This window comes from Candidatus Erwinia haradaeae (genome assembly GCF_900698955.1).
In the GTDB taxonomy this organism is placed as follows: domain Bacteria; phylum Pseudomonadota; class Gammaproteobacteria; order Enterobacterales; family Enterobacteriaceae; genus Erwinia_E; species Erwinia_E haradaeae_G.
In genome coordinates, this window is record NZ_LR217720.1 from 839,139 (window position 1) to 865,216 (window position 26,078).

The following is a 26,078-nucleotide window of genomic DNA, read 5'->3' on the forward strand; positions in this document are numbered from 1 at the left end:
CTTATTGTTACACCCTATAACTCATTTGACTTCGCCCTTATCGTCTGATAAAATATTGCTATTAATTTTATAACAAATGTTACAAAACTGCAATTTTATTCTACTTTAACATCTACATTTTTGTTATAATATTAGATAATATCCTAACACTCATCAGACAAATCAAGTCTTAATACATAGTCAAAAAATACACCACTATGCATATATACTCATCTGTACTTTGAATAACATAAATATTATCGTTAATTCATTGCTGCCTCAGATACATTATATATATCATTGAATGATAAAAATGGGCATGACTTTTATTAAGCTTTACCAAAAATAAATACTAGATACCAATCTATACCAATACTCTTTAATAAATTGAAGAGTTTAACTAGTTAAAAGGTTTTTGGTTTTATTCTCTAATCACTCCTAACTTAACTTATCGACATAAGTCTTAAATAAGAAAAAATCCATACGTGCTGCACCTTAAAGTAATACTCCGTAAATATTAATCAAAAATTCAAGCAGTATGCTACTAAAAAGTCTGTGTAAAAAATTCCGTTTATTAAGTATAAACACATTTAAGTGTAAATTATCATTTTAATGTAATAAATTTCCCATCAAAGCCATCAAGGGTGGCTATATAATATGATAACCTAGGTGGTAGAAAAATCCCAACGAACAAAATAGTATTCTTAATACTAAGCTATATAATCGATGAGACCACATCATACAGTCAAAAATTTAGCTACAATATACAACTGACCACCTATGCACTCTCATTATTACACTCTTTTACTACATTCGCTAGATAGTGAGATAAGATACTAACCTTATTTTCATCTTCTCCCTCTACCATAATGCGTATTAGTGGTTCAGTTCCAGATTTGCGCAACAACACACGCCCTGTCCCATGTAACTCTTCTTTAGCTTCCGATATTACTTTTTTTACCCTAGAATCTTCTAAGGGATTCTTAGTACTAGTCAACTTAATATTCACTAATCTCTGTGGAAATAATATGATCTCTTTACATAAATCATGCAGGCTCTTACGCGCCAAAAGCATCGCAGTAAGTACCTGTAAACCAGCGATAATCCCGTCACCTGTAGTAGTTTTATCTAATAAAATGATATGCCCAGAATTTTCTGCTCCAATGCGCCACCCCTTTTTTTTCAACATCTCTAATACATAACGATCACCAACCATAGACCGTACAAAGGGAATACCCAAATTTGCCAACGCTAATTCTATTCCCTTGTTTGTCATAAAAGTGCCAACCACACCACCTCTCAGTAATTTCTGACGCCACTGTTCACGTGCAATGAGATATAAAATTTGATCTCCATCAACTTTGTGACCCATATGATCAACCATGATAATACGATCGCCATCACCATCATAGGCTAAACCAACATCTGCATTTTCTGCTAACACTCTCTCCTGTAAGAGACGCAGATCAGTGGTACCACAATTTTTATTAATATTCATACCGTTGGGTTGAACGCCAATAGGAATTACCGTAGCACCTAATTCCTCGAGAACATTAGGCGCAATATGATAAGTCGCACCATGAGCACAATCAACTACAATTTTTAATGTATTCAGAGTGAGCTGACTAGGAAAGGTACCCTTACAAAATTCAATATATCGTCCCGCAGCGTCAACAATGCGACTAGCACGCCCTAATGAAGCAGAGTCTACGCAAATTAATGCTTTTTCCATTGTGTCTTCAATCGCTTTTTCTACCTCATTATGTAACTTACTCCCCTCTGTTGAAAAAAACTTAATTCCATTATCATCAAAGGGGTTATGTGAAGCAGAAATGACAATTCCACCTTCAGCACGAAAAGTACGCGTGAGATATGCTACTGCCGGTGTTGGCATAGGTCCAGTCAATGCTGCAGATAAACCTGCTGCTGAAAGACCGGCTGCTAATGCAGACTCTAGCATGTAACCAGATATACGTGTATCTTTACCAATGATAATTTTCCTAGATCCATGTTGTGATAACACCCTCCCTGCAGCAAATCCTAACTTTAAAACAAAATCTGGAGTAATAAATGACTCACCTACCTTTCCACGAATACCATCTGTACCAAAATATTTACACATGCTCATGATGCTCTCTACACTCCCTTGCGGATTTTACCTCCGCAACAATGCGTAGTGCTTCTACGGTTTCTCTCACATCATGTACGCGTAGAATATGAGCACCCTGTATCGCAGCAATTACAGCGCACGAGAGGCTACCCAATAAGCACTGAGAGGCCTTTAAATTCAGTAGTTGACCAATCATTCTTTTACGAGATAAACCAACCAATAATGGCAATCTAAAATAATGTAAATCTGCTAGATATGCTAGCAATTGATAATTATGAGAAAGATTTTTACCAAAACCAAAACCTGGATCCAACAATAATTGTGATTTTTTTATCCCATAGCTTTTACAATATGCGATGCGCTGAACAAAAAAAGTTTTTACGTCGCATAAGACATCCTGATAATAAGGTAAATCTTGCATATTATTAGGTTCACCTTGCATATGAGTAAGACAAATAGGTAAATCTAATGTGGCGGCCATACTTAATGCACCAGGTATCTGCAAAGAACGTATATCGTTAATCATATGCACACCCGCACAAGCAGCTTCTTGCATAATCTTAGGTTGAGATGTATTCACCGAGACCCACACATTAAAGCGTGTCACAATAGACTCAATGATTGGTATTACCCTTTCTAACTCTTGTTCGAGGCTAACTGCCTTGGCATACGGACGACTGGATTCACCCCCCACATCAATTATTGTTGCACCGGAATGAATCATCTCCTGTACATGATTCAATGCTTGAGTATGCCTGTTATATTTACCACCATCAAAAAATGAATCTGGAGTAATATTTAAAATACCCATGACATGAGAGCGTGATAAGTCAAGAACTAAGTCTCTAGCGTATAATTTCACAATCACTCACCTCTCTGGGCTATATCATGATACATCACAATCATTACCGTTCAAGTACAGAGGCGAACTCATGGTCAATATAAATAAAGTATAGTGAGTTACCACATACTAAAAGGATATGGTCCTGAATCAATGCATGTAAATATCTATTCTTCATCAACCATAGGTGAATCTTTGAGCGTAGTATCACTATTAGGAATGTTATCCCTACCATTACGGTCCACCCATTCTTCTGGAGGACGTACTATACGTCGTGACATTAAATCATCAATCTGCTTGGCATCAATTGTTTCGTATTTTATTAATGCCTCTTTCATTGCATGCAGGATATCAATGTTCTGATGCAAAAGCATCTGTGCTCGTTGATAATTAATCTCAACCAAATATTTTACTTCCTGATCAATAATACGTGACGTTTCATCAGACATATGCGTAGTTTTCGAAAAAGAACGACCCAGGAATATCTCACCTTCCTCCTCAACATATAAAAGCGGTCCCAGCTTTTCTGAAAAACCCCACTGTGTCACCATATTACGAGCAATAGACGTAGCTACCTTAATATCATTAGAGGCACCAGTGGAAACATTTTTAACACCATAGATGATTTCTTCCGCAAGACGACCACCGTATAAAGTAGAGATTTGACTTTCTAATTTTTGTCGACTGGAGCTAATCGCGTCACCTTCAGGTAAAAAGAAAGTCACACCTAAGGCACGCCCACGCGGAATAATTGTCACCTTATGAACAGGATCATGCTCCGGCACTAAACGACCAACAATTGCGTGTCCGGCTTCATGATATGCAGTAGCCTCCTTCTGCTTTTCAGTCATCACCATAGATCGTCGCTCTGCACCCATCATAATTTTGTCTTTAGCTTTTTCAAATTCTCCCATCGAAACTATTGTTTTATTATGACGTGCAGCGAAGAGCGCTGCTTCATTTACTAAATTAGCTAAATCCGCACCAGAAAACCCTGGTGTTCCTCTGGCAATAATCGTCGTATCAATATCAGGTGATAATGGAACACAACGCATGTGAACTTTGAGGATTTGTTCACGGCCGCGTACATCTGGCAATCCAACTACCACTTGACGATCAAAGCGACCTGGACGTAGTAAAGCAGGGTCGAGTACATCAGGGCGATTTGTGGCAGCGATTACAATAATACCTTCTTTGCCTTCAAACCCATCCATTTCCACAAGCATCTGGTTGAGTGTCTGCTCGCGTTCATCATGACCCCCGCCCAATCCAGCTCCTCGTTGTCGACCCACTGCATCAATTTCATCGATAAAAATAATACATGGCGAAGCTTTTTTAGCTTGCTCAAACATATCCCTAACGCGAGAAGCACCTACCCCGACAAACATTTCTACAAAATCAGAACCAGAAATGGTAAAAAATGGCACTTTCGCTTCACCAGCAATTGCCTTGGCTAATAAAGTTTTCCCAGTACCTGGAGGGCCAACCATCAGTAAACCTTTTGGGATTTTACCACCAAGTTTTTGAAACCTGCTAGGTTCACGGAGGTACTCTACTAACTCACTAACTTCTTCTTTTGCTTCATCGCATCCAGCAATATCAGAAAATGTAGTTTTTATTTGATCTTCTACTAACATACGGGCCTTGCTTCTTCCAAAAGACATGGCACCCCTACCACCACCGATCTGTATCTGACGCATGAAGAAAATCCAAACTCCAATCAGTAGTAGCATGGGAAACCATGAGATCAATATTGATACTAATAGACTAGGTTCATCTGGTGGTTCTCCAGTCACCCTAACATTTTTGGTTAAAAGATTATCCAATAATCTAGGGTCATTTATGGGAATATACGTTGTGTACCTATAACTATTTCTTCTAATTACATTAATTTCACGCCCATTAATACGCACCTCGCGAATTTTATCCTGATTTACTTCCGACAAAAATGTGGAATAATCAACTCTGTGGCCACTTGACTCACTAGGTCCAAAGCTCTGGAATATAGACATTAGTACAACTGCAATAACTAACCAGAGAATTAGGTTTTTTGCCATATCACTCAAGTGCTTAACCTCATATTACAACAGTATTAACGAATAGCATTAAGGTACTAACTGCCACGATATATCCTTCATATGTGAAACACCGCAGTACTTACGGCTGATCCCATTATTCTGGTTATAGTTTTCGACCTGTAGCTACAATATACACTTCACGTGAACGAGAGCGCGAAGAATCTGGTTTACGAATCTTTATCATCGTAAATTGAACTCGAATTTTGCGTAGATATTCCTCAAAACCCTCTCCATGAAACACTTTAACTAAAAAGTGCCCGCCAGGTTCTAAGACTCTGCAACACATCTCCAATGCAAGTTCACACAAGTGCATAGATTGTCGCATGTCCACTACAGAATTACCTGTGATATTAGGAGACATATCAGACATTACAACCTGTACTTTATGACCCCCTATGCATTCTAGTATCTTTTGTATAACCGATTCCTCACGAAAATCACCCTGCAAAAAATCTACACCAAAAATAGGCTTCATAAATAACCTATCGCAAGCAATAATATGACTGGTAGAGCCTATTTTCATAGCCATATATTGTGACCAACCCCCCGGCGCTGCTCCTAAATCAATAACAGTTATCCCATGTTTCAGTAGGTTATCGCTTTTTTGTATTTCATCTAGCTTAAACCAAGAGCGTGATCGAAAACCTTTTTGTCGTGCTTGGCGTACATATTGATCCTCATAATGTTCCTTGAGCCATCGTCTAGAGCTAGAAAAACGCTTTTTGCTAGTCATACGATTTTCCAGTTATTATTCAGTGTAACGTAAATATTAACTAATTATAAAACAAACACTACAGATCAATATCATTATATATACCCCACATCAGTATTGATTATGAACACTTATGCCATTAATAATCAATATTCATATTATAATACATGCATAATATTCTGCCTGTATGTAAAATCGAGTAATCTAAACTCCTAATCGCTCGCATCACCTCTTTATTTTGAGTGTCTACTTCCATGAAAGTATGTTCCATAAAAGAGAGGCTCAGAAGAATGATAAAGATGAGTATGTCATATGTGCATTAAAGAAACTGAAAGTCAGCATTAAACTGCTAGCAGTATCAAGCCATCATATTCCGGACGAGTATTGGTCAATAAAGACCACATCTCACACGCCTATATTTCACATATCTAATCGCGTTCCATCTTCTTAAAATGAAAAAGTACACTCTCTCCCATTAAAATTAGTGATTTACATACACACTGCATCCAAAAAATTATTTCTATAAAGCTATGGCGCATCCAATATGCATTACAGATGCAGTTAGTGTTAAAGCTGCAGCTTTTATACTACTCACACAGAATGTTTTTAGATGCTTTTGTTATCTCATGACCCTTCCGATTTTCACCTGTCTAACATATATCAGTATGTGTGCAGATAAATGAGTTCAAGAATAAAAATTAATGTACGTGCATAAGGTGTCGAAAGGCGTCATCATAATACATCTGAGTGTACCAATATGAACAGTGATCATATTTATACGTATGTATTATTCTCTATTGAAAAATTAACCCCTCCAATATATGCATGAATAAAACTCGTATATATGATTAATATTGCTCAGACAGTCATCAAACACAACCAAATTAATCACATCTATCAGATATATTCCACTTTTATAATTTTATATTCAACATTACCCCCAGGCGTTTGTATAACAGTTAAAGCATTAGCGGTTTTTCCTATTAATCCACGAGCCATAGGAGAATTAATAGAAATCAAATTATGTTTAAAATTTGCCTCATCGTCCCCAACAATACAATATGTAAATTTCTCATTCGTTTCTATACTGCGCACAGTGACAGTAGATCCAAAAACGGCTCGTCCATTAGCGTTGCTAGATATTTTAGTGACATCAATTACTTGCGCATGTGATAACTTAGATTCTAATTCCTTAATACGACCTTCGCAAAAACTTTGCTCTTCACGGGCAGCATGGTATTCTGCATTTTCTTTTAAATCTCCATGTTCACGTGCATTAGCAATGGCAGAGATCATCATAGGTCGTTTAATAGTTTTAAGCTCTTCTAGTTCTTTGCGTAGTTTTTCAGCACCCTTTAACGTCATCGGAATCTGATGCATCTTCATACCTCACAGAATCGGTCCTCTTTCTATCTATCTCATTACGTTACATTCTTAATACCACTGTACAAAAATTCCGCATGCTTTCTCAAGTATTTTTAAAGTACAAATACCCTTCTTGTCTATAAAAAAGTATCTAAGATACAATGAATATTCACACGCTATCCATTATGACACCCTACAATAATCTACAATGTCATGCATGCTATACTTTTACTGTACATGCCTCTAACGTACAAATTACCGATAATTCATCATACGATCATCGCATAATTTTTCATGAGATCGATCACTAAAATAATCTTGAAATATCGGCCCTTTACGTGAAAACGCGTGTGTATACGATATGAATCATTTAATGCTTTCAGATTTAAAACATGCAACAAAAGAGATGTGCATGGACCAATAATCATGTGAATTTTATTGTCAAGAGATATTCCTTACTATATAAGAACCACACACGAAAGGATCACATATCCATTTATGCATTACTAATCTTGACACCTTATTACTACTATGATCGCTAATAGAATGAACGTCAATAACGTTCACTGTTCTAATGACACCTCAATGCACATTACTGAGTAATATCAGTAGTCTACATCTATCTAACTAATTCACTATCTATTTTCCAATACAAAAACTAGAAAAAATACTATCTAGTAACTCAGTCGAACTAAACTCACCTGTGATTTCGCTTAAAACTAGTTGTGCTAAGCGTAAATCTTCCGCTAGTAGCTCGCTGGTGCATTCTGATAAAATATTATTTTTGCCATCTTGCAAATATCTAGCTGCTAACTCAAGAGCCTGTACATGTCGACGACGTGCTAAAAATACACCTTCGATCTCTTCATGATCCCTTACAATAGCTCTTAGGTGTGTCATTAAGTGTTCAACACCTTCGCCAGTGTGCACTGAAAGACAGATTACTACACTCTCTGGTGCTTGAATTACCCCTGGTGCCTCATGAGTAATATCAGATTTATTACGTATAATTGTAAAAGGCGGTATCTTTTGTAATTTATCGATAAAATCTACGAAAATCTCAGACAGGTTTATCGATGTTGTAGTGGCGCTATCCACCACGAACAGCACATGGTCAGCTTTTTGCATTTCTTGGAATGCCAACTCAATACCTATATTTTCAATTTTATCACGTGTTTTTCGTAGCCCTGCTGTATCAATAATATGTAATGGCATCCCATCAATATAGATATACTCGTGTAGGATATCCCGTGTTGTTCCTTCAATATCAGTCACAATAGCGGATGTTCGTCCACATATTCTATTGAATAAACTAGACTTTCCAGCATTTGATTTCCCTGCAATCACCACCTTTTTACCGTCTCGCAGTAAACTGCCTAGATATGCTGTATTGCGTACTTCCTCGAGGGTAAATATAATATGATTTAACTGAGATGATATATGATTATGAGATGTTTTATCTATCTCATCATCTGGAAAATCTAACATAGCCTCTATATAAACACGAAGGTGAGTTAGTTTTTCTACTAAAATCTTCACACGTGCAGAAAAAGCACCTTGTAAAGAACAAACTGCTGCACGTGCTGCTTCCTCTGAACTCGCATTAATTAAATCAGCAATCGCTTCTGCTTGCGTTAGATCTAATTTCTCATTTAAAAAAGCACGCTCTGAAAACTCACCAGGATAAGCCATACGTAACCCTGGCACCAGTAGAATACGCTTTAAAAGAAGATCAAGGATAATAGGACCACCATGACCCTGTAACTCTAAAACATCTTCACCAGTAAAAGAATGTGGTGCAGGAAACCATAGTGCAATTCCCCGATCCATCACACCACCATCCTTATCAAAAAAAAGTAAATAATCGGCATAACGCGCCTGAGGTACTTTACCTAATACTTGCCTTGCAACTTCTGCAGCTTGATGTCCAGAAACACGTAAAATCCCTATACTACCACGCCCTGATGGGGTGGCTGGGGCTACGATGGTATCGCTATGGTTCATGTGGTGTTACTCTGATCTTAACTAAAGTATACTGCAACAGACGAATGACCAATATTATTTGAATCATCACCCTGTACACACTCGATAGGGAATAACAAGATATTAATTATAACATCACTCTTCTTTGCAAGACATAATATTCATGCAATATAGATTGCATAATTGTCTTCATGATAGATAAAACCGAATACTAAATATACATCCCGCGTACTGCATCCAAGACAATAGACACAATACTCAAATGCATTAACATATACACCACTATGCACATAGTGATTATCATCATGCATATATAGTGTTAATCGTGCATCGTATCCGATATAACTTACATCATAGGATGCATATCAATAATACTTATTATGTAGTCCTTTTGAAATTTACATATTAACTAAAACCGACGCTCACTACTATTATAGCTCTATAAAAATTGCCGTAACATACAATAAAGAGCATCTTTACCACCACGGTAGCAATTTTGTTGTTGTACGTAAAACGCATATAGACTACTCACATCACTTAAATCAGTGTACGTAAACTAAGGGATATATATGATTCTTCATACAATGTATAACATGATGCTCTTATGGCAGAATAAAAACCACTCTATTGATAGCAAGGAATCAAAATTTTCATTATGTGAACTACTGTTTCATTATTGACGTAATGTACATATCTCGTTTTCTTGCTCTATACATGTTCTGGGGTATAATATATGATATCATGTACCTCATCAGATCACGATAATTGATTCAATGCATCACATGATGTATACCCTGATAGCTAACCGACTGTGCGGCAACAAACCGCGATACATATCGTATATGCCTTTATCATATGAAAAATGGCAACACACCATGGACAATATGATTGTATACAAAATAATAAATAAATGCATTACTGTCTTCAGGCCCCAATATAAAAACGATAATATTACGCGCTCAATCGTCATATAAAGGATAGTGTTATGCACTTGAGAAAAACGTCCGGATACCACTACTCTACCTTTCTTACTGTACGTAGAGATAAAACATGATTGCTATGAAAATATCAAAATATTATAGATATACTCCCTCAAGATTATGGTATTATCTCACGCTGATCTTACAATAGTAATAATGTCGAATGCTTAAATGACTATCATTAAAATGATTATCGTTTCTGAATATAAAATGAAGTGCTCTATTTAAATGATATCGAGAGACCATCCATGATAGCATGAACAGAAAAATAACAATCCTGCCGCTCTGAATTTTAGAGGACATAACTTCTACCGTAAGAAATGACAAACTAGCGCTTAGCCTTATACTATTATCAAAAAATAAATAACACTCCTTTAAATAAGACTAGACAAAAAGATTTCAAGTAAGAAATACAATAAATACAATATTTACCGATGAAAAAGATATGCACAAAAATATATCTTAATTGTACATATAAAGTATATCCGTGAGTAAGGAAGAATATGCAGAATAAAAAAATCAGTTATGCCCCTGCATTGAGTATGGCATATACACCATACAAACATACTAAATATATGATACACACCATCATCATTTGGAGCAAAATGCTAATACTGCCATATCATTATATAGAAATACCAAAAACACCACTCAAGTTGATCATATGTTAAAATGTGTTAAAAATATAAAAGATAGGTACAGGTATAACCTAAATAAAATAGTAATGTCATCTAGCTATGGTATGTAGATCTATGCACCTAATATTTTGCGAAATATACTCAACTTATACCAAATACAGATTTGAAATCTTCATTTGGCTTTGATAGCTTATGTGACTCTGAGAGAGAAGAAATGTTCAATTGTAATATGAATATTGTAGATTATGACCCTATCTTATGGAATGCTATGGAACAGGAAAAAATGCGTCAAGAGGAGCATATTGAACTGATTGCTTCAGAGAACTATACCAGCCCTCGTGTGATGCAGGCACAAGGTTCTTATCTGACGAATAAATATGCTGAAGGATATCCAGGTCAAAGATATTACGGTGGTTGTCAATACGTAGACATCATTGAACAGCTAGCTATTGATCGTGCTAAAAAACTATTTGGGGCTGACTATGCTAATGTCCAGCCACATTCTGGTTCTCAGGCTAACTTTGCCGTCTATGCGGCGCTTCTAGAATATGGAGATACTGTATTAAGTATGAAATTAACGCATGGTGGTCACCTAAGCCATGGCTCTTCAGTAAATCTCTCGGGTAAACTTTATAACGTTATTTCATATAATACAGATAAAGCCGGTCATATAGATTATAATCAGATTGATGATCTTGCTGTAAAACATCAACCAAAAATGATAATCGGCGGCTTTTCTTCCTATTCAGGACTGTGCAATTGGAAAAAAATGCGTGAAATTGCTGATCGTATCAATGCATATCTAGTTATTGATATGGCACACGTTGCCGGTTTAATTGCTGCTAAAATTTATCCTAACCCCATCCCCCATGCCCATATTGTCACCTCTACAACTCATAAAACACTCGCCGGTCCTCGTGGAGGAATCATTCTTGCAGCAGGTGGTGATGAAAAGTTATATGCTAAGATTAATGCCTCTGTCTTTCCTGGTGGACAAGGTGGACCATTACTACATGTTATTGCAGGCAAAGCAGTAGCCTTTAAAGAAGCCATGGAGCCGGAATTTACACTATATCAAAAAAATATTCTTCAAAACTCAAAATGTATGGTGGAAGTCTTTTTACAGCGTGGCTATAATGTTGTGTCTGGCGGTACTCACAATCATCTCTTCCTCCTCAACCTAGTGGAAAAAAAACTCACAGGACAACAAGCAGAAAATATCTTAGGTCATGCTAATATTACTCTCAATAAGAATAGCATACCTGATGATCCTCAAAGTGCATTTGTAACATCTGGTATCCGCATTGGGTCTGCTGCAGTCACACGCCGAGGTTTTCAAAAAAATGAAGTATGTTTAGTAGCAAAATGGATAAGTGATATTCTTGATAACCCTGATAACGAATCTATTAAGCATTCTATTAAAAAACAAGTTATAGAGCTATGTTCTATATTTCCCGTATATGAATGCAACTCTATTTTCTACCACTCATAAAAATACATGACATACACATCAGAATAATATGTATGATCATAACACATGTATACAAAATATTGATGTTTTCAAAAAGCAGAAAATATCACATAACCTAATTTTAGATAACAAACGATACCAGAAAACACACAAACAAAAAGTATGAAATACTGTCTATTGTTCTCATATCTGCTTGCAGATTACCAAAAAATGATATTGCATTCAAAAAACACCATTACCCATCCTGTTATTTATCTAAAATTATAGGAAACATGTAGCACTCATTACTATTGATTCTTAAAAATAACTTTGCGATTGTATAATAAAGGATGATCTCTACTAATAATTAACGCTATATACATACAGCATAATCATATATACGCCTGCAAACGTACAATAATCTGGACATCATATTAGTTACTGTTGTTATTTTTCTATTAATAACCGTGATTTTTGACGAATAGCATGTAGCATAGCCCAAAGACCATGCGCACGCGATGGTGTTAATTGCTGTGCAAGAGAAAGACCTAAAAGCCATGGGCGGGCATCAAAATCAAAAACATTCTGTGGGGTCATTTTTTGGTAGCAACTAAACACAACAGCTATTAACCCCCTCACCAATGCTGCATCACTATCTCCCTCTAGCACAACTAATCCTTTCATATCCAGAGATACTAATATCCACACCTGACTCTGACAACCAGGAATGATATTTTTATTCTCATGTAAAACGCTAGAAAACAATGGGAGCTTGGAACCTAGCTCAATAATATATAGATACTTTTCTTCTTGATTAGCGCATCGATGAAAATTACATGCTAGTGTATCTCTATCCGGTAGAATAGACATTCTTCCTCACTTGAAGCATTATGTCGACAATAATCTTTTAACATTCTTTAAATCAATAGCACCTATCCCTCTCATAAGATAGGGATAACATGTAAGTACATTCCATATCTTAGGGTACAATACACCTGCGAACAGAAATATTTTAAGCTAAAAAATACCCTCGTTTTTATCATTATTTATCATATCAATAATACTTAGATAGAAATCATATTTCTAAAAACTAAAGATGAATCATTCAATGAAAAGGAGTGCGGTATTCTTTTTGGTCACTATATTATAACAATACTCATCGTAAGATCTCGTAGATAAATATTAAAAATATAATTTTATCACAATTATCTTTTTGATAAAGCTATTATATTGCTTGTATATGGTTTCTATTTTATATAAATACATCAATAATAAAAATATACGCATGTAATATATGAATTTGAAAAAATAATTTGTGTCAATATTCAATTCTCCAGAAGAGAGATCCTTGCTTTTAAAGATAATTAAATATATAATATCATCCTTGCGCATTCTTTTAAAAAATACCTCATGGCTTTCATCATCCATACATGAATTACTATATACATGAATGACTCTATATCAAACCCCGAAAGACTTGCGATGATAATACTAATTATTCTATACTTGACCACGAGTTCCACTCAGTAAAATACGAATACGCATTAAACCGGAAACCAGACGATCTACTTCTTCTTCACTATTATATATTGCAAAAGAGGCACGACACATCGCTGATACAGCATAGTACTGCATTAGAGGCATTGCACAATGATGACCGGTACGAATAGCTATACCGTATTGATCTAAAAAGCTACCAACATCAAATGCATGATGAGTAGAGAGATTAAAAGCAACTACCCCAACAGGTTGAAATGGACTATAAATTACAATATCTGGTATAGATGATAACCTCTCTACAGCATAGCCTATTAATTTTTTTTCATGATCGATTATAGAATCCATACCTACATCCATGATCCACTTTAATGCAGCGCCTAAACCAATGATTGATGTAATATTAGGTGATCCAGCCTCAAAAATCCAAGGAACAGAAGCATAAGTTGTACCATGACTTAAACTAACCGTAGAGATCATAGCCCCGCCACCTTCCCATGGAGGCATTACATCTAAAATATCTTTACGGCCATATAGGATACCAATACCAGATGGACCATAAATTTTATGTCCAGAAAATACATAAAAATCACAACCTAGATCCTGAACATCAACTTTATCATGTACAATCCCTTGAGCACCGTCTATTAACGTCACCACTCCTGACAATTTAGCTTGAGCTACTATTGCTTTAACTGGATTTTTTGTACCTAATACATTAGAAACATGTGTGATTGCCAATAGTCGAGTACGGCAATCTATCAGAGATGATAATCGTTTCGTATCTAATGTTCCCGAAAAAGTAAGAGGAATAAAACGTAATTCAGCACTCATTCTCTGAGCAAGCATTTGCCAGGGTACAATATTAGAATGATGCTCCATTTCTGTAATTATGATATTATCACCAGGATGAATGTGAGCACCCCCCCAACTATTCGCGACTAAATTAATTGCTTCTGTTGCCCCCTTAACAAAAACTATCTCTTTTGAATGCGCTGCATTGAGAAAATGAGCTATCTGTTCTCGAATAATCTCCATCTGAGTAGTAGCCTCAGAGCTTAAAGTATGAATACCACGATGTACTGCCGCATACCCATTTTTATAAAATTGACTCTCAGCATCCATCACTGCCTGTGGTTTTTGTGCACTAGCTGCACTATCTAAATAGACTAATGAACACCCATTAACCTCTCTAGATAACAAGGGAAACTCTGCACGAATACGCGCTAAATCAAAACTCATGAAACGCCTCCTAAAAAACGATTATGAATGCGTTGTATTATCGTATTTTTTAAAATGACGTCCGGTATAAGTTCAGTCAGTTCAGAAAAAAATGCATTAATAATGATACGCTGTGCAATATCTTTATGCACACCACGTGATCGTAAGTAAAACATCTGTTCTTCGTTAATGTACTCCACAGTTGCTCCGTGCCCACATTTTACATCATCATTATAAATTTCCAACTGAGGTTGAGTATCTACCGCTGCGCAAGAACCTAATAATAAATTTCTATTGTTCATCTGTCCGTAAGTTTTATTAGCATGTTTATATACTTTAATCATTCCATTAAAAATGGCTCTAGCGCTGTCGCATACGATAGTTTTATGCAATTGATGACTATGACATAAACCTTTTATATGTTCCAACCATGTACGGTTTTCACATATCTCGGTATCCATTGGCAACATAAGACTATTCACCCTTAAATGAGATTCTTCCCCTTGAAATTGACTGCTTGTCTGGTGACAGGTGACTCCTGATCCTAGTAAAAAGCTATGACTTTCTGCTCGAGCACCATTTCCAAGATGTAGATCGTTATGAGACACGTGATAGCTCTTGCAATCTTCAAACGCTAAATAATAATGTTTCAATGTAGAATAATTACTGATGTTTGCGGTAAATCTTGCAGCAGTAAAATGTGGTAAGTTATTCAAGGTAACATAGTGCTCAATAACTGTTAGTTCACTTCCAGGATCTTGTTGTAAATAATGACGGTAACCTGCAGTATATAATTTATCAGAAGAGCTGCCAGTAGTAATATGTAAAAGATACAGTGGACGTATCGTTTTTTTTTCACGAGAAAGATGAATAAAAGTAATTTGTCCTACTAAACTCTCAGTAAGATGCAAAAACAAATCAGGGTGTATAGGAGTTTGCAATCGCATGCGTGGAGATTCCGAAGAGATGATATGGATATCAAAAGGATCATGCTGACTATCGCTTAATACAGGTGAAAATAATCCATCTACAAAAACCAGTCGAACTGCATCAATACGGCACGATCTCTCTTCAACAATATCAGAACTTAGTTCACTGGGAGGGGCAAGAGTAAAATTATGATCTAAGATTCTGTCCAATGGAGTGCATCGCCACCCTTCCTGCTGAGAAGTCGGTAATCCTAAGCGTAACACCTCCATCCAGCTTCTATTTGCTTGTATATCATGTCTAGTGTTTCTATGCTGTACTATGCTTTTCCATTGCTGAAGTATATTTTCATTCTTTGTTAATAATCCAACCATACCCATATTCCTCCAACTGCGCCACCAACCCAAAACCTCCTGATTTTATAATACAACCTTTATGTAATACATGCACAAAAGAGGGTTGAATATATTCGAGAATACGCTGATAATGTGTAATTATAATAAATGAACGCTTGCCATTATATAAATTATTAACACCACGAGATACAACTCTAAGTGCATCAATATCTAAACCAGAATCCGTTTCATCTAAAATACACAAATCCGGTTCCAAAATAGCCATCTGTAAGATATCATTACGTTTTTTCTCGCCACCAGAAAACCCAACATTAATAGAGCGAGTGAGCAGGTCATCCGGCATTTGTAAAAGGTTGGCTTTATCTTTGATTAAGTCCTGAAAAGCAAACCGATCTAGCGTATCTTGTTGACGGTAACCACGGATAGCGTTCAACGCTGTTTGTAGAAACGTATGATTACTAACACCAGGAATTTCTACAGGATATTGAAAAGCCACAAAAACACCTTCACCTGCACGTTCTTCCGGAGCTAAACAAAGTAAATCTTTACCTTTAAACATTACGGAGCCATGCTCGACTGTGTAATCCTTACGACCTGCCAAAGTAGCAGCAAGAGTACTTTTTCCTGAACCATTAGGTCCCATAATAGCGTGTATCTCACCTGGGTGTATATCAAGATTTAAACCGCATAGGATCCTCTTATTATCAACACTGACATGCAAATTTTGAACTTTTAACATAGAGCGGTCCTTATTCGCTATTCTTTTTCATTCATTATTACCCCACACTATGTTCTAGACTAATAGCTAGCAATTTTTGTGCCTCCACTGCAAATTCCAGAGGAAGTTCAGAAAAAACATCTTTGCAAAAACCATTAACAATCATTGAAATTGCGTTATCTTGGCTAATTCCGCGTTGTAGACAGTAAAACAACTGATCTTCTCCAATGCGTGAGGTGGTGGCTTCATGCTCCAAATGAGCAGTATTATTTCTCGATTCAATACAAGGAAAGGTGTGTGCGCCACATTCTGAACCAATAAGCATAGAGTCACACTGGGTATAATTGCGCGCATGAATGGCTCTTGGCATAATCTTCACTAAACCACGATAAGTGTTTTGGCTATTAGCAGCTGAAATCCCCTTGGAAATAATAGTGGAATGTGTATGTTTACCGATATGGATCATCTTCGTCCCTGTGTCTGCCTGCTGGTAGCCATTTGTTAATGCTACTGAAAAAAATTCACCAATAGAATGATCACCACGTAAAATAACACTAGGGTATTTCCAAGTAATAGCTGAACCAGTTTCTAACTGCGTCCAAGACATCTTACTTCTTTCCCCCTTGCACACTGCACGTTTAGTGACAAAATTTAAAATACCACCTTTAGTTCCTCTACCAGCAAACCAATTTTGTACTGTAGAATATTTTACTGTAGCGTTTTTGTGAACAATTACTTCAACAACAGCTGCGTGTAACTGATAGGCATCACGTATAGGCGCAGAGCAACCTTCAATATAGCTAACAACACTTCCTGTATCAGCAATAAGGATTGTTCGTTCAAATTGTCCTGTTTTTTCTGCATTAATACGAAAATATGTCGAGAGTTCCATGGGACAATGTACGCCTTCAGAAATATAAACAAATGTCCCATCCGAAGCTACAGCAGCGTTGAGTGCAGCAAAAAAATTATCATTATTTGGCACCACACTACCAAGATATCTCTGTACTAAATCAGGATAATTCTGGATGGCCTCACTTAGCGAACAAAATATAATACCCTCTTGCTCTAAGTGATCACGGTAAGTGGTCGCTACAGATACAGAATCAAAAATAGCGTCAACCGCTACTTTTTGCCCCTCGCGAACAGGAACTCCAAGTTTATTGAAAGCCCCTTCTACTTCTTGAGTAAGATATTGATTCCTATGCACGTCGGACGGTTGTAATGGATCGTTTTTTGGGCTCTGAAAGTCGTTGCAATCTTGACAAGATGGTGCGGAATAATAGCTGTAATTTTGATAATCTAGCTTTTTATAATGCGCTTTTAGCCAATGCGGCTCCTCCATTTTTACCCAAGAGAAATATGCTTCTAGACGAAACTTAAGCATCCAATCAGGTTCGTGACGTTTAGCTGCAATAGCACGTACAACACCTTCATTAATACCTTGAGCCAACTCTTCTGTATGTAAGTGAGTAAAAAATCCCTCTGTATATTTTTGATGTATATTGTCAGTCACTTTACATGTATCAGATTTATTATTATCATATGCCATGGCGTTTACTCAACACCAAAGCTCTCACCACAGCCACAGGCATGTTGAGCTCGGGGGTTATTAAATTTAAAAATCTGATTTAAACCTACATGCACATAATCTACTTCTGTACCATCTATATAAGGCATCGCATGCAATGGAACAAACAAGCATGCACCATGGTGGCTGAAGATTAAATCATCTTGTGAGCTTGTCGTGACTAAATTCATGCTATAACTCAAACCCGCGCATCCAGAAGATTTCACATCTATCTGCAAACCTTTGATATTAGGATCTTGAGATGAGAGATGTTGAATGTGTTTAGCTGCTCGATTAGTTAACGTTAATCCTTTCCATATAGCTCTATCTGAATCTAGCATAGTCGATTTTTCTAATTGCATAATAAACCTCGTCACACAATGGCAATTGTAGGCTAAAATTTTCTACGAAAGAAATCTATACTCCTATAATAAGCTTGACTAACTATCAAATAAACGATTTAGAGTACAGACCTGTAATACTACTAGTAATTATTACTATAATTACTACCTGTTGTATTTTCTGCCTATATAAGTGCAAATCAACCAACTTGATACATCTAACAAATTATCACTTACCGGTTAGTGTCTGATGCATTACTTAATAATGTTAATATTATTCACACATCTCTACACTATATATAAATCTTATAACCAAAATATACATGAATCTAAACTATAAAAATATAAGCTTAATTATTAACTTTGAATTCATGATGAATACTTTTTACATAGCCACGCTAATTTCCTACAAAAATACTATTATTTATATATACCATCGCCTAAAATCGATATCATATATATTCAATATGCAAGTTTATAAAATCTCAGAAATCTATGTATTTCTATGAAAAAGTTTTTAAAGTGTACTATAACCCATACACTAAAAAGTTACACTAGATTACATCTAGTAATGTCAGCTTATCTTTTCATGCAAACAGTAATCTTTAAATGATTTCACCTCCCTAACATAGGAATTACTGATGTATTGAATAGTAATATTACTGTATTTTATTATTTCACATTGACATACCATAAGTCTATCCATAGGCCAAAAGCCTGTATACTTTTATATGTTCCTATTCTCTACTGGCGACTGAGAACCTGTGCAGGCTGGAGGCGACTAGCTTGTCTAGCCGGATACCAAGTGGCCATTAAGCTCAGAACCAAAGATGTGAGTAACACAACAGTTACATCCAACCAATGTAATTCTGAAGGTAAAAAATCAATAAAATAAACTTCACCGGAAAGGAAACAAGATCCTGTAAATTTTTCTAGAATATGAACGATGGGAGTTATCTTCAAAGCTAATAACACACCCATGCTGACACCAATCAAACTTCCCACTACCCCGCCGAGTAGTAATCCATACCAAATAAAAATAGATCGAATCAAACCATCACTGGCTCCGAGAGTGCGTAAAATAGCAATCTCGAAACATTTATCCTTAATTGCCATCATTAGCGTAGACACAATGTTAAAACACGCAACACCAATAACTAAAACGATTGCTAAATATATAATAGTACGGATCATCTGTACATCATGGTACATATAGCCATAAGTACTTATCCAACTACGCAGATAGACATCAGCATTAATACTATCTCCAACCCTTTTCGCAAGAGATGCGACCTGAAAAGGATGGTAAGCCTTGATTGCAATACCTGTGATATTATCACCCATTCTCAATAATTTTTGAGCATCTATGATTGGAATATACGCTAAACTATGATCTCGTAGACCACCAAGATTGAGGATCCCTGTGACTTGAAGCCGTACATATTTCGGTTTTAATAATGTACGCTTACTTTGTCGGTCAGGTACGATCATTGTTATCCAGTCGCCACGCTTTAAGTGTAAGCGGTCCGCTACCCCTTTTCCCATTAAGATTTGATGCCTGTCTGGCAAAAAATCTTTCCAATCACTTCCTTTAACATATGATGGTACTGCACTAATTCGGCTTTCCGGAAATGCATCCACCCCTCTTATCTGCAGTACTGCTAACTGATGACTACTGCTTTCCAGTAAACCAGTGAAATTAATATAAGGTGCAGCCGCAGCTACACCGGGTACCTTTTCTATCATAGGCAACGCAATCCGCCACTGCACCCAATTCTGATTTATATGTTCAATTTCACAATGAGGCACCACTGCCAGCACACGCTGATTAAGTTCGTGCTCAAAACCATTCATCGCACTAAGACTAATAATTAATACAGCAATACTAATAGAAATACCAAGAGTAGATATCACAGAAATAAGAGATAACATCCCTCCACGAGACCGCCCATAACTAAAACGAAAACCAAGAAAAAAAGAAAGTGCAGTACTCATCAACCCCTACCAACAAGCATGTCTTGGTCAATGATGCAACCATCTTGCATTTTAACTATTCTGTGTAAGCGACTTGCTAAATACAAATCATGTGTTACAATCAAAAAAGCTGTACCGTGTGTTTTGTTAATTTGACTTAGTAAATGGATTATAGAATTAGTATTGCATACGTCAAGATTTCCCGTTGGCTCATCAGCTAAGACTAGCTGCGGATTATTTACTAAAGCACGCGCAATAGCCACTCGCTGTCTTTCGCCACCAGATAACTGAGATGGGCGATAAGTCGCTCTTTTTTCTAAGCCAAGCAATGTAAGCACCTCCATAGATCTCGCTTTCGCGAAAATTGTAGAACATTTCGCGATAAGAAGTGGTATAGACACATTTTCTAACGCATTAAAATCTTGTAAAAGATGATGAAACTGATATACAAAGCCTAAGTCCCGATTGCGTAATATAGCTTTTTCTGTAGATGACATCATCTTCATAGACCGCCCCTTAAATCGTATATCACCCTTTGTCGGCATATCTAGACCACCTAACAAATGTAGCAACGTACTTTTTCCTGACCCAGAGCTACCTGTAACCGCTATCATATCATGTAAGTGCACTATGAATGATATGTTGTGTAAAACATCAGTGTGGATACCACCTTCATTATAGCTTTTACATAAATTGTCACATTGCAACAATATTTGTTTATTCATAGCAAAGCGCCTTAGCAGGTTGAATGGTGGCAGCATAATAGGATGGATATAATACTGATATAAATGCTATCATAGTAGATGATAGGGCAATCATCACCACTTGCGGCATTGATATGAATACTGGAAACAGAACTTCTTTATCGCACAGCCCTGCTATGATCATTATATCACCAATCTGACTAGATAATAATATTCCCAGAAAGGCTCCTAATATTGATCCCACTATACCAACAAGTGTACCCTGTATAACAAACATCAGCATGATTTGTCCACACCTCAACCCCTGGGTTTTTAAGATTGCCACTTCTCCTTTCTTATCCATAATAAGAAGACAAAGAGAAGTAACAATATTAAAAACAGCTATCATAATAATGAGGCTAACTAACAACCCCATAATATTTTTTTCTATTTTAACAGCCTGAAATAAGGCTCCTTTACTTTCACGCCAATCATGCCAAACTAACTGATGAGGTAAAGCTGTTTTCTTTATAGAGGCCACTTCTAGTGGTTTATTGAGCCAAAGACGCCAACCAGTAATATGACCGTTAGGATAACGCATCAGACGTGATGCATCCTGTTCATTGACAAGGATCTGATAATTATCAACATCACTATTAGTATAAAAAGTTCCTATTACATGAAAGACTCTCTGACTTGGTATGCGCCCTAAAGGTGTCCACCAACTACTTGTTGGTACCAGCAAGCGTACTGTTGAATGAGGTTTTAAGCTAAGATAATCGGCTAATCGAGCCCCAATAATCATATTATATTCACCATTTCTTAGCTCTTTTTTCTGTTCCTGCGCCAAGTAAGGCAGAAGAGATTCGTTATCATGAGTATTGATACCTAGCAATAAACCAACAGCCATACCACGAGCGCTATGCAGGATTACCTCGCTCGTAGTAAGAGGTTGCACACGACTCACGCCCTTAAAGCGCAAACTACTTCCAAGAAATGTGTGCGGATCAATAGAACCAAGTTTACTTGTAATCAATACCTGTGGTATAAGTCCTAGTGTTTTTTGTTCTAATTGCTGTTCTACACCATTCATCACTGATAAAACAGTCACCAGAACCGCCACCCCTATAGTAAGACCTACAACTGAAAGCCAAGATATAAAATATCCAAAACCATTCGATCCAGATCCCAGACCGTGCATATAACGTAAACTGATAAATAAGAGTAGAGGTTGATACATGAGATTCATCATTAATGAGTATAGTACGGCATGAATAAAACATAATGTAAGAGTATTGCGTGTTGCTCGGTTAGAAATAACTACGTCCTGAACGCAAAAAATTACAATAGCAACTACTATGATTCTCTTGGTTAAACTACGTTACGCCAAACAACTGCTGCTATTTTATATAATCTGCACACATAATGCCATGATATAATACATATATCCTACCATCATACTATATATGCTCTATGATATTGCTAAATATGACGAGTGTAAATTTAATAAATGTAAGTTCTATTGACTATAATCATGATGATTTTGATTAATTCCTAATATTACTCCCACACTCAATATCTCAGATATCTTCTCGATACCACTGCCAATATTTTCCCAACATGACTTAAAAAGTATTTTTAATAATGTTCCTGGTATAATGTATTTCTAATACATATGGCATACGTATACATTAGACCACCTTGTATAACTCTTTTCTTCGAAATCCATACAACCCCATTCTTGATCTTTTCTTATGTTATCTGCATCATGACAATCAATAGAGCTAAAATATCTAGTGATCATGCATCATATTCTATGCAACATAATCTTATTATAAGGTGTATTTATTGCCATGATATTATTCATTACATATCTCAATATATACGCGCAAAATAAATAATTAAAATACATAGATATGACGAAACGACTAATAATATTTCACATATGTGCAGTCAGCGCTTCTCCTATCAACAAACTCTGCCCCTGCTGCAGTAGCTATTCACAGGCACATCTTTAATATTTTTATGTTGTGAGATATGTGTTTGGTGTACTAAAATATGATTTCTTCACATTCTATTTAGATACTGAGGTCAGAGAAATATGTATGATTAGTGATAATGATATTTTTACATGTTATATATATCTCAAATCTTTACAATCATTACATATAAATTACATGCATGCTCTAAACTAACAGTCAGAAACATTACAAAATCAAAAACATGTTATGTAGCTTTTATAACTATTAATTACAGAAAATATAACACTCGATCCATTACTACAAGGTATGAATTATGCATAGATATTCTTCAATATAATGCGAGATCTTTATTCCTTTTGAAAAATGACTTGCGATTCATCAGCGGATATGTGATAAATATCCTAGTAAAATGAGATACAGCTCTTTGTATGAGTGGCATCTTCAGTAAAGAAGATCTGAGTAAAGACGTTGACGTTGCATACCGCTTCCTTGCCGAGCTTTAATTAATGCCTCATGCAGTAATGTTTCTTGTTTTTCTGAACGTCAAGCCTACGGGCGAATTATCTCTTTAAGGAATGTGTAAAATGGCAAAGATTAAAGGTCAGGTTAAGTGGTTTAACGAATCTAAAGGTTTTGGTTTTATTACTCCTGCAGATGGTAGTAAAGATGTATTTGTGCATTTCTCTGCTATTCAGGGTAATGGGTTTAAAACACTTGCTGAAGGTCAGAACGTGGAGTTCGAAATCCAGGATGGACAGAAAGGTCCTGCTGCAGTGAATGTCAGTGCGATCTAATATTGTACCCATCCTGTTATGGATGTTCTTCTTGTAATCTAGACTACAATCTGAATACTACCTCTAGCTCCGTCAGCAATGACGGGGCGACTACTTGAGGTGTATCTCATATCATTTAAGGGACACTCATGATGAGTCGTGTAGTACGTTAAAAATAATAAATAGTACAGAGTACATTGCAAATATATGTCTCACAAAAGGCTATATTTTAATTTTTTGAAGAATGTCATTCACGTATGGTTGATGCGCATTGATTCGTCCATGGTTAACCCTCTGAAATTTATAGTATATTTTAAGATCCCATACAGGCATGTCATGATCACTAATCATACATATTTCTCTGACCTCAGTATCTAAATAGAATGTGAAGAAATCATATTTGAGTACACCAAACACACACTTCACAACATCAGAATGTTCCAAGTGGTTCTACCATAATGGAATAGAGTAACTCACACAGCAAATAGCAACAAACTGCCAGCATAATATATTTTTTATTGAATGATCATTATCTTATATCCCTGCATATATTTAAAGCTCTTGACTCCATCAAATATACGAATGGAGATATTAAGACACTACGTATAAGATACAATAGATCTGATAATCTATACTATGATATATGAGTAACAATTGCACAGCAGTATGTTAGCGGCCACTGTGATCTCAGTTTTCAGATATTCCTCTGGTATCTTTGCAATCAGATAGAAATCTATTATTTTAAGAAAAGTATTTATATCACATACTTAAAACGCTTAATCACCAATAATATACTCAACAACAAAAAATATATCGCATAATATAGTCAGTATTCTGTTGGTGTAAGTTTTACACGCTCAAAATACCTTACAATATTCACGCCACATACTTTTCATAGTTCATCTTTATAGTACTGCAATCTACCCGATGACTGAAATGGATAACAATACAATGATAACGCGTCTAGTCAAAACTAGAAAATCATCCTAATATTTATATTATAGGATCTCCTTAGGATGTTTTTATGACTGAAAAATAAATTATAATGATACATTCATACACACCTACTCTTTAGTTGGACATGTTGCACACACAGTAAAAATGAATCGTATTAATAATATATAAAACAATCTGATGCTTTTACTGGGAAAATAACACGAGATATTATACTACAATCTTAGCAAAATTGGACCACATTAGAATCAGTTTTGCATGTATATGGACATACGACGCATGCTATCGTCACTACATATACACTAGATTTTAATAGTCGTACGTTCGAAATACTTAGTACAAGAGTAATTAGACGACACCCCGCACAGATGATATTTAAACTATTCATACTCACATACGTTTTTATTTCACTTATATAAAATTAAAATATAGTTTCGTACTTTTACTGTATCTTATATCTAACGTCTTAGTCTATAACTGTATCACCACTGTTCGTACAGTATTTTTACTACACCACGCTACACCGCAGTTAATCTTGTGGTGTAAGTGCATATCCAGTGAACAATGATGTGATAACTACTTTTTAATTCAAAACACATACAAAACCATCCACGTAAAATGGACAGGTAATTTTTTGGTGATCTGAATGTCGGTATACTTAAAAAGTCTGCAATTTACACACACAAGTTTCATATCAATTTTTTGTAATAGAACGTTCCCTTTTATCCCAAAATATCCTCATTGTAAAAAACCTAAGCGTTCAATATGGAGTGCTTCTGAATATTGCATACAACTCTATAATCGTAACCCTTATTTTTTTTATTTGATCATCATTTATTATTATTCTAGCGGGTGATTTTAACTTTACACTATAAGGATGTATCCAGTCAGTTTATAATCTTTATAATTCCTCTTATGTAGTAGACATCAAACTACACAACGTGTA

General features: G+C 36.0%; 18 protein-coding genes. 3 read left to right on the forward strand and 15 right to left on the reverse strand.

The annotated features are described in order from the left end of the window. Positions 1-757 precede the first annotated feature (757 nt). The 6 genes from glmM to mnmE all read right to left on the reverse strand — a co-directional run bounded on the left by glmM (position 758) and on the right by mnmE (position 9,089). Positions 758-2,107, reverse strand: a complete 1,350-nt coding sequence (gene glmM, locus ERCILAFE3058_RS02690; protein WP_157989906.1) for a phosphoglucosamine mutase — start codon at positions 2,105-2,107, stop codon at positions 758-760. Next, complete coding sequence (folP, locus tag ERCILAFE3058_RS02695; RefSeq protein ID WP_157989907.1) at positions 2,094-2,951, reverse strand: dihydropteroate synthase; 858 nt, start codon at positions 2,949-2,951, stop codon at positions 2,094-2,096. Before folP ends, glmM begins: the two co-directional genes overlap by 14 nt. Before the next feature lie 146 nt (positions 2,952-3,097). After that, entirely contained in the window at positions 3,098-4,996 is a 1,899-nt protein-coding gene (gene ftsH / locus ERCILAFE3058_RS02700; RefSeq protein WP_174232767.1) for an ATP-dependent zinc metalloprotease FtsH, read from the reverse strand. Between the two features lie 115 nt (positions 4,997-5,111). Next, the gene (gene rlmE, locus ERCILAFE3058_RS02705) at positions 5,112-5,741 is read right to left on the reverse strand and encodes a 23S rRNA (uridine(2552)-2'-O)-methyltransferase RlmE (RefSeq protein ID WP_157989909.1); all 630 of its coding nucleotides are present in this window, start codon (positions 5,739-5,741) and stop codon (positions 5,112-5,114) included. Between the two features lie 876 nt (positions 5,742-6,617). Beyond that, on the reverse strand, positions 6,618-7,100 hold the full coding sequence (gene greA, locus ERCILAFE3058_RS02710; RefSeq protein ID WP_157989910.1) for a transcription elongation factor GreA: 483 nt from the start codon (positions 7,098-7,100) through the stop codon (positions 6,618-6,620). 624 nt (positions 7,101-7,724) lie between these two features. Next, positions 7,725-9,089, reverse strand: coding sequence for a tRNA uridine-5-carboxymethylaminomethyl(34) synthesis GTPase MnmE (gene mnmE, locus ERCILAFE3058_RS02715; protein WP_157989911.1), 1,365 nt, complete (start codon positions 9,087-9,089; stop codon positions 7,725-7,727). Between the two features lie 1,811 nt (positions 9,090-10,900). Between mnmE and glyA the strand changes: the two genes are divergently transcribed. Continuing rightward, positions 10,901-12,178, forward strand: coding sequence for a serine hydroxymethyltransferase (gene glyA, locus ERCILAFE3058_RS02720; RefSeq protein ID WP_232037574.1), 1,278 nt, complete (start codon positions 10,901-10,903; stop codon positions 12,176-12,178). Between the two features lie 405 nt (positions 12,179-12,583). On the opposite strand, the gene sufE is transcribed toward glyA, so the two are convergent. The 9 genes from sufE to lolC all read right to left on the reverse strand — a co-directional run bounded on the left by sufE (position 12,584) and on the right by lolC (position 22,663). Beyond that, the gene (sufE, locus tag ERCILAFE3058_RS02725; protein WP_157989913.1) at positions 12,584-13,006 is read right to left on the reverse strand and encodes a cysteine desulfuration protein SufE; all 423 of its coding nucleotides are present in this window, start codon (positions 13,004-13,006) and stop codon (positions 12,584-12,586) included. Between the two features lie 630 nt (positions 13,007-13,636). Next, positions 13,637-14,875 (reverse strand): cysteine desulfurase SufS, encoded by a 1,239-nt coding sequence (gene sufS, locus ERCILAFE3058_RS02730; protein WP_157989914.1) that lies wholly within the window; start codon positions 14,873-14,875, stop codon positions 13,637-13,639. Further along, positions 14,872-16,155 (reverse strand): Fe-S cluster assembly protein SufD, encoded by a 1,284-nt coding sequence (sufD, locus tag ERCILAFE3058_RS02735; protein ID WP_157989915.1) that lies wholly within the window; start codon positions 16,153-16,155, stop codon positions 14,872-14,874. The genes sufS and sufD overlap by 4 nt, the downstream gene beginning before the upstream one ends. Then, on the reverse strand, positions 16,130-16,876 hold the full coding sequence (sufC, locus tag ERCILAFE3058_RS02740) for a Fe-S cluster assembly ATPase SufC (protein WP_157989916.1): 747 nt from the start codon (positions 16,874-16,876) through the stop codon (positions 16,130-16,132). Before sufC ends, sufD begins: the two co-directional genes overlap by 26 nt. A gap of 37 nt (positions 16,877-16,913) precedes the next feature. After that, complete coding sequence (sufB, locus tag ERCILAFE3058_RS02745; RefSeq protein ID WP_414973851.1) at positions 16,914-18,371, reverse strand: Fe-S cluster assembly protein SufB; 1,458 nt, start codon at positions 18,369-18,371, stop codon at positions 16,914-16,916. 41 nt (positions 18,372-18,412) lie between these two features. Beyond that, positions 18,413-18,787 (reverse strand): Fe-S cluster assembly scaffold SufA, encoded by a 375-nt coding sequence (gene sufA / locus ERCILAFE3058_RS02750; protein ID WP_157989918.1) that lies wholly within the window; start codon positions 18,785-18,787, stop codon positions 18,413-18,415. 723 nt (positions 18,788-19,510) lie between these two features. After that, the gene (lolE, locus tag ERCILAFE3058_RS02755; RefSeq protein WP_157989919.1) at positions 19,511-20,761 is read right to left on the reverse strand and encodes a lipoprotein-releasing ABC transporter permease subunit LolE; all 1,251 of its coding nucleotides are present in this window, start codon (positions 20,759-20,761) and stop codon (positions 19,511-19,513) included. Next, on the reverse strand, positions 20,761-21,465 hold the full coding sequence (gene lolD / locus ERCILAFE3058_RS02760; protein WP_157989920.1) for a lipoprotein-releasing ABC transporter ATP-binding protein LolD: 705 nt from the start codon (positions 21,463-21,465) through the stop codon (positions 20,761-20,763). The genes lolE and lolD overlap by 1 nt, the downstream gene beginning before the upstream one ends. Continuing rightward, positions 21,458-22,663, reverse strand: coding sequence for a lipoprotein-releasing ABC transporter permease subunit LolC (lolC, locus tag ERCILAFE3058_RS02765; protein WP_157989921.1), 1,206 nt, complete (start codon positions 22,661-22,663; stop codon positions 21,458-21,460). The genes lolD and lolC overlap by 8 nt, the downstream gene beginning before the upstream one ends. Positions 22,664-23,833: 1,170 nt before the next feature. Between lolC and ERCILAFE3058_RS03560 the strand changes: the two genes are divergently transcribed. Both ERCILAFE3058_RS03560 and cspE read left to right on the forward strand, forming a co-directional pair. Continuing rightward, positions 23,834-23,908, forward strand: a complete 75-nt coding sequence (locus ERCILAFE3058_RS03560; RefSeq protein ID WP_157988803.1) for a DUF2627 domain-containing protein — start codon at positions 23,834-23,836, stop codon at positions 23,906-23,908. 81 nt (positions 23,909-23,989) lie between these two features. Continuing rightward, on the forward strand, positions 23,990-24,199 hold the full coding sequence (gene cspE, locus ERCILAFE3058_RS02775) for a transcription antiterminator/RNA stability regulator CspE (RefSeq protein WP_157988644.1): 210 nt from the start codon (positions 23,990-23,992) through the stop codon (positions 24,197-24,199). Positions 24,200-26,078 lie beyond the last annotated feature (1,879 nt).